The 12,552-nt window shown below is 72.7% G+C and carries 14 protein-coding genes and 1 pseudogene; 7 read left to right on the top strand and 8 right to left on the bottom strand.

Going from position 1 to position 12,552, the window contains the following annotated elements:
- Positions 1-720: aspartate/glutamate racemase family protein (locus ACWDS7_RS40555; protein ID WP_451933598.1), on the top strand; the 720-nt coding region annotated here is incomplete at its 5' end.
- 127 nt (positions 721-847) lie between these two features.
- Here ACWDS7_RS40555 and ACWDS7_RS40550 read toward each other — a convergent pair.
- Both ACWDS7_RS40550 and ACWDS7_RS40545 read right to left on the bottom strand, forming a co-directional pair.
- Positions 848-1,423 (bottom strand): hypothetical protein, encoded by a 576-nt coding sequence (locus ACWDS7_RS40550; protein WP_451933597.1) that lies wholly within the window; start codon positions 1,421-1,423, stop codon positions 848-850.
- 228 nt (positions 1,424-1,651) lie between these two features.
- A complete protein-coding gene (locus tag ACWDS7_RS40545) occupies positions 1,652-2,140 on the bottom strand; it encodes a MarR family winged helix-turn-helix transcriptional regulator (protein WP_451933596.1) in 489 nt (162 codons plus the stop codon).
- Between the two features lie 199 nt (positions 2,141-2,339).
- Between ACWDS7_RS40545 and ACWDS7_RS40540 the strand changes: the two genes are divergently transcribed.
- Positions 2,340-3,497: a cytochrome P450 gene (locus ACWDS7_RS40540; protein ID WP_451933595.1), complete on the top strand. Its 1,158-nt coding sequence runs from the start codon at positions 2,340-2,342 to the stop codon at positions 3,495-3,497.
- A 186-nt stretch (positions 3,498-3,683) separates the two neighbouring features.
- On the opposite strand, the gene ACWDS7_RS40535 is transcribed toward ACWDS7_RS40540, so the two are convergent.
- The 3 genes from ACWDS7_RS40535 to ACWDS7_RS40525 form a co-directional block, all read right to left on the bottom strand.
- A complete protein-coding gene (locus tag ACWDS7_RS40535; protein WP_451933594.1) occupies positions 3,684-4,463 on the bottom strand; it encodes a class I SAM-dependent DNA methyltransferase in 780 nt (259 codons plus the stop codon).
- A 193-nt stretch (positions 4,464-4,656) separates the two neighbouring features.
- A complete protein-coding gene (locus tag ACWDS7_RS40530) occupies positions 4,657-5,871 on the bottom strand; it encodes a cytochrome P450 (RefSeq protein WP_451933593.1) in 1,215 nt (404 codons plus the stop codon).
- 389 nt (positions 5,872-6,260) lie between these two features.
- Complete coding sequence (locus tag ACWDS7_RS40525) at positions 6,261-6,734, bottom strand: RrF2 family transcriptional regulator (protein WP_306873556.1); 474 nt, start codon at positions 6,732-6,734, stop codon at positions 6,261-6,263.
- An 81-nt stretch (positions 6,735-6,815) separates the two neighbouring features.
- Between ACWDS7_RS40525 and ACWDS7_RS40520 the strand changes: the two genes are divergently transcribed.
- The 5 genes and pseudogenes from ACWDS7_RS40520 (at position 6,816) to ACWDS7_RS40500 (ending at position 10,592) form a co-directional block, all read left to right on the top strand.
- On the top strand, positions 6,816-7,559 hold the full coding sequence (locus ACWDS7_RS40520; protein WP_451933592.1) for an SDR family oxidoreductase: 744 nt from the start codon (positions 6,816-6,818) through the stop codon (positions 7,557-7,559).
- Between the two features lie 232 nt (positions 7,560-7,791).
- A complete protein-coding gene (gene aroQ, locus ACWDS7_RS40515) occupies positions 7,792-8,244 on the top strand; it encodes a type II 3-dehydroquinate dehydratase (protein ID WP_306873559.1) in 453 nt (150 codons plus the stop codon).
- Positions 8,245-8,526: 282 nt separating this feature from the next.
- Positions 8,527-8,940 (top strand): nuclear transport factor 2 family protein, encoded by a 414-nt coding sequence (locus tag ACWDS7_RS40510; RefSeq protein WP_306873561.1) that lies wholly within the window; start codon positions 8,527-8,529, stop codon positions 8,938-8,940.
- Positions 8,941-9,331: 391 nt separating this feature from the next.
- Positions 9,332-10,345 (top strand): annotated as a pseudogene (locus ACWDS7_RS40505) (RNA polymerase sigma factor); the annotation flags it as partial.
- A gap of 88 nt (positions 10,346-10,433) precedes the next feature.
- Positions 10,434-10,592 carry a hypothetical protein gene (locus ACWDS7_RS40500; RefSeq protein ID WP_451933591.1) on the top strand — a complete coding sequence of 53 codons (159 nt, stop codon included), beginning with the start codon at positions 10,434-10,436 and terminating at the stop codon, positions 10,590-10,592.
- 161 nt (positions 10,593-10,753) lie between these two features.
- Here ACWDS7_RS40500 and ACWDS7_RS40495 read toward each other — a convergent pair whose 3' ends face one another.
- The 3 genes from ACWDS7_RS40495 to ACWDS7_RS40485 all read right to left on the bottom strand — a co-directional run.
- Complete coding sequence (locus tag ACWDS7_RS40495) at positions 10,754-11,512, bottom strand: peptidylprolyl isomerase (RefSeq protein WP_306873565.1); 759 nt, start codon at positions 11,510-11,512, stop codon at positions 10,754-10,756.
- Positions 11,513-11,684: 172 nt separating this feature from the next.
- Positions 11,685-11,984, bottom strand: coding sequence for a zinc-binding dehydrogenase (locus tag ACWDS7_RS40490; RefSeq protein ID WP_451933590.1), 300 nt, complete (start codon positions 11,982-11,984; stop codon positions 11,685-11,687).
- Positions 11,985-12,185: 201 nt separating this feature from the next.
- A partial coding sequence (locus ACWDS7_RS40485; protein ID WP_451933589.1) for a phosphotransferase occupies positions 12,186-12,552 on the bottom strand: 367 nt, incomplete at its 5' end.

The raw sequence follows: 12,552 nt of genomic DNA, 5'->3' as shown, positions 1-12,552 counted from the left end.
TGGCGCGAGAGCCCGGCGAGCGGGGCCAGGCTGGTCGGCGTCCTGGGTGGCATGGGCCCGGCGGCCACCGTCGACTTCTACGGCAAGCTCGTGGAGGAGACGGCCGCCGCCTGCGACCAGGGGCACGTGCCCGTCGTCATCTGGGGCGACCCCCGCGTCCCCGACCGTTCCCTGAGCCTGCTCGGCGGCGGCGAGGACCCGACCCCGTACCTGCGGCGCGGCATCGAGGCGCTGAAGCGGGCCGGGTGCGAGGTGCTCGCCGTACCCTGCAACACCGCCCACGCCTTCGTCCCGCACCTGGCGGAGGAGGCCGGGCTGGAGCTGGTGAGCATCATCGAGGTCACCGCCGACGCCCTCGCCGCCGGCGGCGTCCGCGCGGCCGGCGTGCTGGCGACCTCGGGCACCCTGCACGCGGGCCTGTACGCGCGGGCTCTGCGACGGCGCGGCGTGGCGGTGGTCGAGCCGGACCGGCTCGGCCAGCAGCACGTCATGGCCGCCATCGGCGCCGTCAAGGGCGGCGGCGTCCGACCGGCCCACCGGCGGGCGCTGGCGGAGGTCTCCCGTTCCCTCGCCGATCGCGGCGCGGAGCGGATCGTCACCGCGTGCACCGAGCTCGTCCTGGCCCTGGACGGCTCCCGCGTCCCCGTCCCGGTTCTCGACCCCGCCCGCCTGCTGGCCCGCCGGGTCGTCGAGGTGGCGTTCGGCCGAGGCAGGAGGTGATCCGCCGAGGCGGGCCGAGCCCCGAGCGCGCCCGGCTCCCCTGGCCGGGCCCACCGGTGACAGCCCCCCTCCGGCCCCTCCGGCCGCCTGCGGCTCCGGCGAGCCCCGCTCCCTCGCCGAGCGCGGATCAGGCCACGGAGTGGCTGATCGTGCCGGTGTAGGTGCCCGCCACCGCCTGGGCGGGGATGTCGATCACGATGGTGGGGTCCCAGGTGGCGGAGTTGTCGCCCGACCCGGTCGTCTTGCTGAACGCGGTGTAGGGCACGTCCAGCACCTCCGCGTCGGCGGCGTCGGGCTGACCCGGGACGAAGGTACCGGTGCCGGTGGTGGCCGTCGCCGGACCCGACCAGTAGGAGACCGCCGTGGTCGGGACGGTCTCCGAGCCCGTTCCGCCGCCCGTGGTGAAAGCCGTGCCCCACACGGTCGCCGTCCAGGTGGCGCTGAGCGCGGCCCGCTCGTCGGACACCGTGACCGCGCCGAGCGGCCCGCTGATCTGCGTGCCCGGCGGACCGCTGCCGATGGAGACCGGGCCGTCGGGCACGGTGATCTCCAGCCCGTCGTCCGCGATCACGGTGAAGGTCACCGTCGTGGCGCACGTGGTCGACGGAGCGCACGTGTCTGCCGCCGAGGGCGCGGCCGGCACCGTGGACACCATGGCAACGGCGGCACCCGCCCACAGGGCGCAGAAACGGCTCTTCAACACTGCGATCTCCCTCAGCGCGCCCCGGCCTGGACGGGGTCCCGGCATGTGATCACATCGTGCTCGGCAAGCGGAGTCCGGAAACGGCATGTACGAGCATCTGACAACTCTTTTGTCATGATCTAATGCCGCTTGACAGTCCCTGCAGGCAAGTACGGCCCGGCTACCGACGTCGGTGAGATCGTGCTCGACGCCGGCACCGGAACCCCGCCCGGGACGGCACACGCGCCCTCAGCTGTCCCGCCCCTGTTGCGTGAGCTCGGCCTCCAGGCTGGTGCGTAGCTGGGTCAGGAAGGTCTCGAACTGCCGAAGCAGTTCGGGGGGGTACTGGGACAGGATGGCGTCCTGGCGTCCGTTGACCGGCCCGAAGAACTCGCCGGCGAGCTTGCCGACATGCCCGCAGCTGCGCAGGGTGACGATCCGCCGGTCGGCGTGTTCGCGGGTGCGGGTGATGTGACCGGCCTGTTCGAGGCGGTTCAGCAGCGCGCTCATGGCCCCCAGGGACAGTGAGATGCGCTTGCTGAGCAGGGCCGGGGACAGCGGGGCGCCCCTCTCCTCGGCGGAGGCGATCTCCAGGAGAGCGAAGGCGTCGGTGGCGTGCACGCCCAGCACGGTGGCGAAGCGGCGGCCCAGCTCGGTGAAGCTCGCCCCGTAGGCCCTGAGCTCTTCCGCCAGCCGTTCGCGCTGCGCCACGACGGCACCGGGCATCTGCTCCTCCATCAGGTCCTCCCTCTCCTGGCGGCGATCCGCGCCGGCGGCCGGGTTGACAATCTACCGCCACAAGAATATTTTACGGCGGAATTACATTGTCATGGAATTAACTCATGGTGGAAGTATCTGCTCCATCCCCGCCTTCCGCCCGCCGATGACCCGTCCTCGCCCCACCCGCCAAGATCCAGAAGCGCCCCGAGGAGCCCCGATGCCGAACGCGCCCCACGCCGAGCTCGACCCCTTCGCCGCCACCGTCCGCGGCATCGGCGAGCCCCATCCCGCCCACGCCGCCCTGCGCGCCCTGGGCCCGATCGTCCGCGCTGACGCCCCCGCGGGCGGCCCGGTGTGGATCGTCACCGACTACGCGCTGGCCCGCGAGGTCCTCGCACACCCCGACATCGTGAAGGACCCCGCCTACGCGCCGGCGCACTGGGACCCCCGGAGCGCGGGCCTCGAACCCACCGCCGCCGCGCAGCCGTCGCTCACCACCCTCGACGGCCCACCGCACGAGCGGCTACGCCGCGCGCACGCCCCGCTGTTCACCGCCCGGCGGATGCGGGACCACCACGGGCCGATCACGACGATCGCCCGCACACTGCTCGCCGAACTCGCCGCCACCGGCGAAACGGTCGACCTGATGGCCGACCTCACCACGCGCTTCCCCCTCACCGTCGTCTCAGAAGTCCTCGGCGTACCGCTGGACATGGTGGACCAGGCCATGGCGGCCTGCCGGGGGATGCACAGCAACCGCCCCGAGGACGTGGGGGCGGCCATGGCCGCCTTCGCGGAACTGGCCGCCGCCGCACTCCGCGACGGCCAGGACGGCATCGCCGTCGAGCTGCGCGATCGCGTCCCCGCCGAGATGACCGAGGAGCAGGTGCACTACCTGCTCTTCACACTGATCTACGCCGGGCAGCTCACCACCGACGCGGTGCTGGGCTTCCTGCTCGCCCACCTCCTCGACCCCGACCGCGCCGCGGACAGGCCCCCGACCGACGAGCTCGTCCGGGAGACGCTGCGCCTGCACCCGCCCGCCCCCTTCACCCTCTGGCGATTCACCGCCACCGACGTCGAGCTCGCCGGGGTAGGGCTGCCCGCCCGCTCCCCGGTGCTCGTCGACATCCGGGGCATCAACACCGACCCGGGCCGGCCCGCCGGGCCCGACCTCGCCTTCGGCGCCGGCCCGCACTACTGCACCGGCGCCCAGCTCGCCCATCTCGAGCTGAGCGCGATCGTGGAGGTCCTGCGGACCGACTTCCCCGACGCACGTCTGGCGGTGCCCTTCGCCGACCTGCGGCAGATCACCGTCGGCGGCATCCAGGGGAGCCGGCTGGCCGCCCTCCCGGTCACGCTCGGCGCTGCGTAGAGGATGCCGGAGAACCTCGGGCGGGCACTCGGTCGAGGCCAGGAAGCAGCGCGATGACCACGGCCGGGTGGATCGTGCCCTCCCGGGCGGCGGACGGGTATCCGCCGTCCCCGGCCGGGCGGCGGTAGCCGTCCGGCCGGGACGAACGTGCGCTCCACCACCCGGCGGCGCGCGGCGCGGGCGTGCTCAGCCGGCCCGGCGGGCGACGTACAGGATCCGGTCGTGGTCGTCCTCGTCGGCCGGCTCCCGCGCCGCCGTCCCCACCAGCCCGCGGGTGGCCACGACGCGCAGCCCGGCCCGCTCGGCCACCCGGCGCACCGTCCGGTCGGAGTGGTGCCGCTGCACGTGCCGCATCGACACCCGCTCCCAGCCCGTACCGGCCCGCTCGAACAGGTCGAACTGAGTGACCACGACCGTGTCGGCCTCGATCGGCGGGGACAGCGCGAACCACGCCACGTACCGGTCCCCCCGGTCGGCGATCGCGGGGACGCCGAACGCACGCCGGTAGTAGCCGATGGTGATCAGGTCGAAGAGCAGCACCCCGTCCTCGGCGAGCTGGTCGCGCGCGGCCGCCAGCGCCCGCCGCAGCTGGTCCGTGGCGGTCAGGTACGCCATCGGCAGATCCACGCAGGCGACCACGTCGAAGCCGCTCAGCCCGGGTGGAGGCTCCTGCAGCTGTCCCACCAGGAACTCGATCCCCTCGGCCCCGGGCCGGCGCCGGGCCATCGCCGCCATCGCCGGGGACAGGTCGTAGCCGGTCACCTCGAACCCTCGCTCGCGAAAGGCCACGCTGCTGCGGCCGGTCCCGCACCCGGCGTCCAGCAGCCGCCGCCCACCCGACCCGTACCGATCCGCCGCCTCCACGTAACGGTCCACCAGAGCGGCGGTGTCCATCCGCGCGTTCAGCTCGTCGTACCGGGCCGCGATGGTCTCGTAGGCCGCCAGCGTCTCGTCCACATGCGACATGTGCGCCTCCTGGGCGCGGCTTCCCGTCGGGCTCGCGCCGGGTCAGAAGGCCGCGCCGGGCTGTCGGGCCCGGCGCGGCCGGCGGGAGAAGGCTTACCAGATGTGCCATGCCTGCCGGTTGACCCGGCGGCCGGTAACCCGGCGCAGCAGCTTCCTCATGGAGTTCACCTCCTTTCCTGGTGACCGCTGGTGGTCAGGGGGTCTGGTGTGGGGTCCGGCGCAGCTGGAAGCGGGGAGGGGTGATGATGCCCGCGGCATGGGGACGTCCATGGCCGCCGCGCACCTCCAGGCGGGCGCCGTCGGTCACCGCGGCGAGCAGATCGGTGGCCAGGGTCTGGGCGACGGCGGCGCCGGCGCAGGTGAACGGACCGCCGCCGAAGGGCAGGTAGGGCCCGTGGGGGCCGGGGCCGTCCCACCGGCCGGGCTCGAACCGGGTGGCCCGCGGCCAGTGCCGCTCGTCGCGGTGCAGCAGGTAGGCGCAGACCGACACGCTCTCCCCCGGCTCCAGCAGCACGCCGCCGACCTGGTGGGCGTGGTGCACCGGGCGGCCCAGCAGCCACGCCACCGGCCACAGCCGCAGCGACTCCCGTACGGCCGACTCCGCGGGCACGGCCGCCAGGTCGACGCCGTGGGTGGCGGCCGCCAGCAGCGCCCAGGCGACCACGTGGCCCACCGGCGCCACCGAGGTCCGGAACAGCAGCAGGTACACCTGGGCGATGTGCGTGGCGGGCGTGTCGGGCGGGGTCGCCCCGATCACGGCGTCCAGCAGGTCGCCGGGCCGGCCGGGCCGCGGGTCGGCCCGGCGGGCGCGCACCTCGCCGGCGACCGTCCGCACCACGCGCGCCCACAGCGCCCGCCGCGCCACGCCCGCCAGCCGGCCGCCGGAACGGATCAGGACATCGCGCCGCACCACCTGTGCCATCAGCTCCCGCAGCGCCGGCGGGCTGTCCGGGCGCAGCAGCGCCTCGGCCAGGAACCGGTAGGCGGCGGCGCGCCCGGCCGACGGCCACTCGCTGACCTCCCCCAGCTCCGCCACGAGGGCGGGCAGCCGTCCGCGGTGGGCGGCCAGGTGGGCGCGTAACGTCGCGCGCGCCGCCCGCCCGATCGCGACCTGCGTCGCCCGCGGCCCCAGCCGGCCGCCGCGGACGTGGAAGAAGTCGGACACCTCGCCGTAGTGGCCCTCGTCGTCGTGCAGCACCCGCATGGCCTCCACCGGGTCGGCCACGCACAGCGACCCGTCGTCGGGCAGCCGGAACACCGGACCCCATTCGCGGGCCGCCTGCTCGACGAACCCCAGCGGGTCCCGGCGATACCACCGCGCCGCCCCGCCGGGCAGGCCCCCGGCCACGCCCGCCCCCGGGAGCCTCCCGCCGGGAGCGGCCTGATCCGGTTCTCCGAGCGTCGCCATCCCCACCTGCCTCACGCCGTCCGCGATCTCAGATGCACGCGCAGGAGGTGCCGTCCGCGCGCCCCGCCAGGAGAACAGCGTCGCCCGCCACCTCACCGGGCAGGCGACCGGACCCGCAGGCCTGCCGGTGCGCGGCGACGATGAAAAGACGACACCAAATCAGGAACAGCGGCAGCTTATACCTTTAGATCATCCTTACTGTTTATTGAGTGAACAATGGGAAATATCGGCATTTAATTTACAGAATTGACGGAACGCAACGGTGAGCGCACCCCGGGAACGGGCCACCCGCTCCCGCACCGTCCCCGCCGGAACGGGAGCCGGCCTCGCCCCGCCGAGGCCGGAGCCGACAGCATCCGGCCATGGCGCCGCACCCGGCGGCGCACGGACTACCCCGTCCCCGACAGACGCAGCCGGGTACGGGACGGCGCCGACGGAGGCAGCGCGGCGAGGACGTCGGCGAGGGTGACCCCGGCAAGACTCCCCCGCCACGCCTCATGCGCCTCGGCCATTTTCTCGGCGAGAATGCAGGTGCGGCGGCACTCCTCCGGAGGCAGCGCCCCCCGCCCCTGCTGGCGGATCTCACGGCACTCATACGGCGAGGACGTGCCGTCGACGGCCTCGACGATCTGCAGGAGCGTGATCTCGGAAGCGGACCGCGCGAGCCGGAACCCTCCCCGCGGGCCCGTGGTCGCGGCCAACAGGCCGGCCCTGACGAGCGCCTTCAACTGCTTGGTGAGATAGGCCGCCGGCAGATCGTAATACTGCGCCAGCTGCGCCGCCGACGCCGCGGCTCCCGGATCGAGCTGTGCCAGCGTCGTGGCGCAGTGCAGAACCCATTCAGTGCTCACAGGCAGCTTCACGGCCCGAGTCTATCGCAGACATTGTGGACCTGTTTAGTCCATGATAGCGTCCGCACCGCAACAGAAGAAGGAGAGACCATCATGCGGATCGCAGTTGCCGGCGCGACCGGGAACATCGGAGCCCTCACCGTCACCGCCCTCCAACGGGACGGACACGACGTCGTACGCATCAGCCGCTCACTCGGCGTCGACCTGTCGACCGGCGCCGGACTCGACGACGCCCTGGCCGGCGTCGAGGCGGTCATCGACGCCACCAACGGACCGGCGACCGACCGGGCCGAGACGGTGGCCTACTTCGGCACCGCCACGCGCAACCTGCTCGCCGCCGAGGAACGGGCCGGCGTCCGCCACCACGTGCTGCTCTCGATCACCGGGATCCATCACATCGAAGGCAACGCGCACTACGCCGGCAAGCGGGAACAGGAGCGCCTCGTGGCCGCGGGACCGGTGCCGTGGACGATCGTCCCGGTCACACAGTTCCACGACTTCGCCGCGATGGTGGCAAGCTGGACCGAACAGGACGGTGTCGCCACGATCGCACCCCTGCTCGTACAGCCGATCGCACCCGCGGACGTGGCCGACGTCCTCGCCGAGATCGCGGTGGGCCCGCCGCAGGGACATCACGCCGACGTCGCCGGACCCGAACCGCAGGATCTGGTGGACATGGCCCGGCGCACCAACGAGGCACGCGGCCGCACGGTGAAGCTCGTGCCGACGTGGTCGGGGCCGTTCGGTCTGGCGATGGCCGGCAACGCGCTACTGCCCGGCGAGGGCGCCCGCATCGCACCGACCACCTTCGACGAGTGGCTCGCCGAACAGCGATAGGGCCACCGCCGTAAGCCGCTGCCGCCGTCCGGAGCCGGTGCGACCGGGGCGGCCTCCGGGCATCCGCCAAGCCCCCGTCCGCCCGCGGAGTGGATGGGGGCCGCCCGCGACGGAACTTGAAACCGACCGAATGCCTTTACAGTGTAGATCAATAAATCGGGCAGACGCCGCTCAGGACATCACCCCCGGCAGGGCCGCTCCCGGCCCCGCGGATGAGCGATAATGATCCCCCATGACCAGCGTCCACATACTCAACGGCCCGAACCTGAACCTGCTCGGCACCCGCAGGCCCGAGGTCTACGGCACCACGACACTCGCGGCCGTCGAGGACCTGTGCCACGAGGAGGCCGCCCGGCTCGGCCTGGACGTGGTCTTCCGCCAGTCCAACCACGAGGGCCGGCTGATCGACTGGATCCACGAGGCCGGCGCGCGCGTCAAGGCCGGTGAGGTCATCGGCGCGGTCTTCAATCCCGGGGCCTACACCCACACCTCGATCGCCCTGCACGACGCCATCGAGGGCACCGAGCTCCCGGTCATCGAGGTGCACATCTCCAACGTGCACCGCCGGGAGGCGTTCCGGCACCACTCCTACATCTCCCCCGTCGCGCGCGGCACCATCGTCGGCCTCGGTGTGGACGGCTACCGCCTCGCCATCGACGCCCTCCACAGGATGTCCCTGGCGTAGCCGGACAGGAGCCTTGCCCCAGCCACATCAAGGGGCGCCGAAGCCGGCCCGCCCGGAGCCGGGCACGCCCGCCCGTTACCTAATGCGCGGCGAGGAGAGCGGCCGGACTACCTATCCGTGCCAGATTCCGCCTCCTCCGGTTTTCCGTAACGTCATGACCGGCAGCGGGGCCCGAAACGCCCGCGGCCTCCCGACAGCGTTTCCAGCACACCGGCCGACCTCGGTCGGCCATCCCCCGTACGCCCTCCGCCACCAGCGGCCGGAAACACCCGTGAGGACGACATGACCATCCGTGCCACCGTTGAAGAACTCCTCCGCCGGATCGGCGAAGGAGACCCCGACAAGATCGCCGAACTGTACGCGGAGCGGGTCGACTGGCAGGTCGACTGGCCGGCCGTCCCCTCCGGGACGGTGCCCTGGATCCGCCCCCGGTCGACCCGGGCCGACGTCGCCGACCACCACCGCACCCTGTCGGCGCACTGCGTGCCCGGACAGGGGTCGGCGACGGTGACGGCCGTCCTCACCGAGGGAGCGGACGCCGTGGTGATGGGAGAGACCTCGCAGACGGTGAAGTCCACCGGCAAGCGGTTCACCATACGGTTCGCGCTGCACCTCACCGTGGACGACGGTTTGATCACCCGCCACCATGTGTACGAGGACAGCCTCGGGGTCGCCGAGGCGTTCGCGGACTCCTGAGACCACGTTCCCGGCCCTCCGCTCGGCCCGCGTCACCAGGCACGGAGCGACTGCGAGCGGCAGGTACGGAGAACACCGCGGCCGGCCACGCGCCCGCGCGCTCCGTGACGCCCCTCCGTCGGCGCGGGCCAGGGCGTATCCGTAGGGCGACGGCTCGACGAGGTCGGAGCAGCCTTCCAGGTCGGTACAGCCACGCAGCGGGACCTGGGCGTAGCGCCGGCCCCCGGCCGGGGTGACGTCCGGCGAGATGCGGCTGGCTTGAAAGGCCCCGCCGGGGTCCGGCCGGTCACCCGTATGTGCGGGAGATGGTCGCAGCATGCCCGCGCGGGACGTACGGTGATCGGCACAGCTTTCACCTCCGGGAAGGTGCGCCGCCGTGACCATCACCGCCGATGACGATGTGCTGATCCTGTCCGACCACGACGAGGATGACGACCACTCCCCCATCTCCCCCACCGCAGGCGCGGGCGCCAGCGCCGACGTGGTCAAGGACTACCTCCAGCGGATCGGCCGGGTCGGCCTGCTGTCGGCCGAGCAGGAGGTCGAGCTCGCCCAGCGGATCGAGGTCGGGGTGTTCGCCGCCGAGCGGCTCGGCCTGCACGGCGGCCCGGACGGCAGGGCGACGCCCGCCGAGATGCCCGCCGACATGCGGGCGGAGCTGCAGTGGCTGAGCGACGACGGTCACCGGGCCAAGGACCATCTGCTGGAGGCCAACCTCCGCCTGGTCGTCTCGATCGCCAAGCGGCACACCGGCCGCGGCATGGCCTTCGCCGACCTGATCCAGGAGGGCAACCTCGGGCTGATCCGCGCGGTGGAGAAGTTCGACTACACCAAGGGGTTCAAGTTCTCCACCTACGCCACCTGGTGGATCAAGCAGGCCGTCACCCGCGCACTGGCCGACCAGGCCCGCACCATCCGCATTCCGGTGCACATGGTCGAGGTGATCAACAAGGTGGCCCGGGTGCAGCGCCAGATGCTGGTCGCCCTCGGCCGCGAACCGTCCCCGGACGAACTCGCCACCGAGCTCGAGATGCCGGTCGACAAAGTCGTCGAGGTGCAGAAGTACGGCCGTGAGCCGATCTCCCTGCACACCCCGCTCGGCGCCGAGGGCGACACCGAGTTCGGCGATGTGATCGAGGACTCCGAGGCGATCGCCCCGGAGGAGGCGGTGGCCTTCACCCTGCTGCAGCAGCAGTTGCACGCGGTGCTGGGCACGCTGCCGGAACGCGAAGCCGGCGTGATGCGCCTGCGGTTCGGCCTGGCCGACGGGCAGCCGAAGACCCTGGACGAGATCGGCAAGGTGTACGGCGTGACCCGGGAGCGGATCCGGCAGATCGAGTCCAAGACCATGGCCAAGCTCCGCCACCCCGTCCGCGCCCAGGCGTTGCGCGACTACATGGAGTGAAACCGCGACGCGCTCCCCATGACGCGCGACCGGGCCGCCGGCGCTCCGGCTCACCGGCGACCTCGCGCGGGTCCGGCGCAGGGACTACGTGTACGCGGCGGAATGGGACGGCCGGTCCCCGTTCACCCCGGTCCACCAGCGGCTGCGTGAGGACCCCTCGTGGGCCACGCACGCGCTGGACAGCGGGCACAACCTCATGCGGGACGCGCCGGAGGACCTACTGAAGATCCTTCTGGCGGGCCGTTGACCCGCCGGGCCCCTGAACGCCGCGGTCCGAGGCCGTCCTCGGCGGTAGACGCGCCCGCGCCCGCCGGCGCGCGGCGCGGCTACCGCTCCTCCTCGGACAGGTGCCGTTCGACGGCGCCTCCGTGGCGGACCGCCCACGGACCGGGCGCCGCGGGTGACCGGCTAGCGGCGGACCCGGGCGTCGTCGATGTCGACCGGGAGGGCGGGCCTGCCGTCCACCGGCGGCGTCGGACCCTCCGGAACGGGCTGGATGCCGCCGGCCGCGATGCGGTCCAAGGTGGCGAGCCCGGCGGTGTCGACCGTTCCGAAGATCGTGTAATTGGGTGACAGCCCGGAGTCGCCGTAGACCAGGAAGAACTGGCTGCCGTTGGTGTCCGGTCCGGCGTTGGCCATGGCCAGCACGCCGCGCGCGTACGTCTTGCGCTCCCCGGTGGGGGTGCCCGGCCACGGCGGCAGATCGGTGGGCAGCTCGTCCTTGTACCGGTAGCCCGGTCCGCCCTCGCCGGTGAAACTGGGGTCGCCGCACTGCAGCACCTTCAGCCGGTCGTAGGCGGTCATCCGGTGACATGAGGTGACGTCGTAGAACTTGTGCCGGATCAGGTGCACGAAGCTCTGCACCGTGCATGGCGCCTTGGCCGGGTCGAGGGCGAGCCCGATGTCACCGTGGTTGGTCTTGAGGACCGCGGAGACCCGCCGGGTGGGCGTACGGCGCGGGTCCGGCGGCAGCGGCACCTTGCGTGCGGCCGGCTCGTCCGGGGTCTCGGTGTAGCGGCACGGGCCTTTCGTCGTCCTCGGCGGCCTGTCCCCGGTCGCGTCCGCGGCCGCCGAGACGGGTACGGCTCCGAACGCGACCAGTGAACCCGCCGTGGCCGCGGCTACCGCGGCGCGTGCCGCGAGTCGCAACAAGGCTCTGTCAGACATGGCGTCCTCCATGGGGGATGATCAACGGGCTCCCTGTGGTCTAATCGATCTGACCGGCGCCGTCAAGGGCGGACGGGGCCGCCGGGATCTTCGGCGGCGGACCGGGCGACGGTCACGCCGGGGCGTCGACAGCGGCCTGGCCGACAGCGCCCCGGGCAGACCGGGGCCGGCGTCATCCGATCCGGACGACGCTCTTTCCGTGGGTCGCTCCGCCGGCGAGATCGGCGATGGCGGCCTCGACGTCGGCCAGCTCGTACTCGGCCGTGATGTCGATGCCGACCCTGCCGTCCCCGACCAGTTCCAGCGCGCGGCGTACGCCGTCGGCGAGCCGCTCGGGCTGGGTCTGGTTGATCAGGTCGTAGGCGGTGGAGGTGACCCAGCCGAGCACAGGCAGTTCTGCGACCTCCTCGATCGAGCCACCGAAACTCTGATCGAGCAGACCCCCCGTCCCGCCAGGTCGATGTCCCAGCACCCCCTGTCGACCTGAGCCGAGCCGGGGAGACCTGATGTGAGGGCCGCGCGGGGCCTGCGGGACGGTCGGTGGACCCGGTGCGGGCAGCACGCGGTCTCCTGCGGATCCCGCCCGGCCGGTCCTGTCCCTGGGACGGGCCGTACGGCACGCGCGGGCATCCGCTCCGCCCAAGGCGTCAGGCCGGCCGTGAAGAAGGGGTGGTCATGACAGGTCGGCCCATCCCGTGCGCGTGCGCAGCCACTCCAGGGCGGCTCCGCCCTGGGCCGCCTGGAAGGCACGCAGCGTCGGCAGACCTGGTGGATCGGGCTGACGGGACTGCCGGATGAAATACCCGGCGAGTGCGGCCAGCACCGCGGTCACCGCCGCGGGATCGGCGTCCCGCCCGACCGGATGGGCGGCGAAGACCTCCTCGGGCGGCGGACCTCCCTGCATCCTCACGCTGGGCAGCATCTGCAGCAGGTCGAACCAGCCGGCTCCGACGAACGCCCACGGCCAGTCGACGACCACCACCTCCTCAGCGGTGAGCAACAGGTTGTCCGCCCGGATGTCACCGTGCACCAGGCTGTCC

This window comes from Streptosporangium sp. NPDC003464 (genome assembly GCF_053588315.1).
Note: the sequence above shows the minus strand (reverse complement) of the source record. Positions and strands in the feature narration are given on the sequence as shown.

Bases quoted from the DNA above. Each gene is read 5' to 3' on its own strand.
- ACWDS7_RS40545 (WP_451933596.1), bottom strand. From the start codon at position 2,140: ATGGAGGAGCAGATGCCCGGTGCCGTCGTGGCGCAGCGCGAACGGCTG.
- ACWDS7_RS40540 (WP_451933595.1), top strand. From the start codon at position 2,340: ATGCCGAACGCGCCCCACGCCGAGCTCGACCCCTTCGCCGCCACCGTC.
- ACWDS7_RS40535 (WP_451933594.1), bottom strand. From the start codon at position 4,463: ATGTCGCATGTGGACGAGACGCTGGCGGCCTACGAGACCATCGCGGCC.
- ACWDS7_RS40530 (WP_451933593.1), bottom strand. From the start codon at position 5,871: ATGGCGACGCTCGGAGAACCGGATCAGGCCGCTCCCGGCGGGAGGCTC.
- ACWDS7_RS40520 (WP_451933592.1), top strand. From the start codon at position 6,816: ATGCGGATCGCAGTTGCCGGCGCGACCGGGAACATCGGAGCCCTCACC.
- aroQ (WP_306873559.1), top strand. From the start codon at position 7,792: ATGACCAGCGTCCACATACTCAACGGCCCGAACCTGAACCTGCTCGGC.
- ACWDS7_RS40510 (WP_306873561.1), top strand. From the start codon at position 8,527: ATGACCATCCGTGCCACCGTTGAAGAACTCCTCCGCCGGATCGGCGAA.
- ACWDS7_RS40495 (WP_306873565.1), bottom strand. From the start codon at position 11,512: ATGTCTGACAGAGCCTTGTTGCGACTCGCGGCACGCGCCGCGGTAGCC.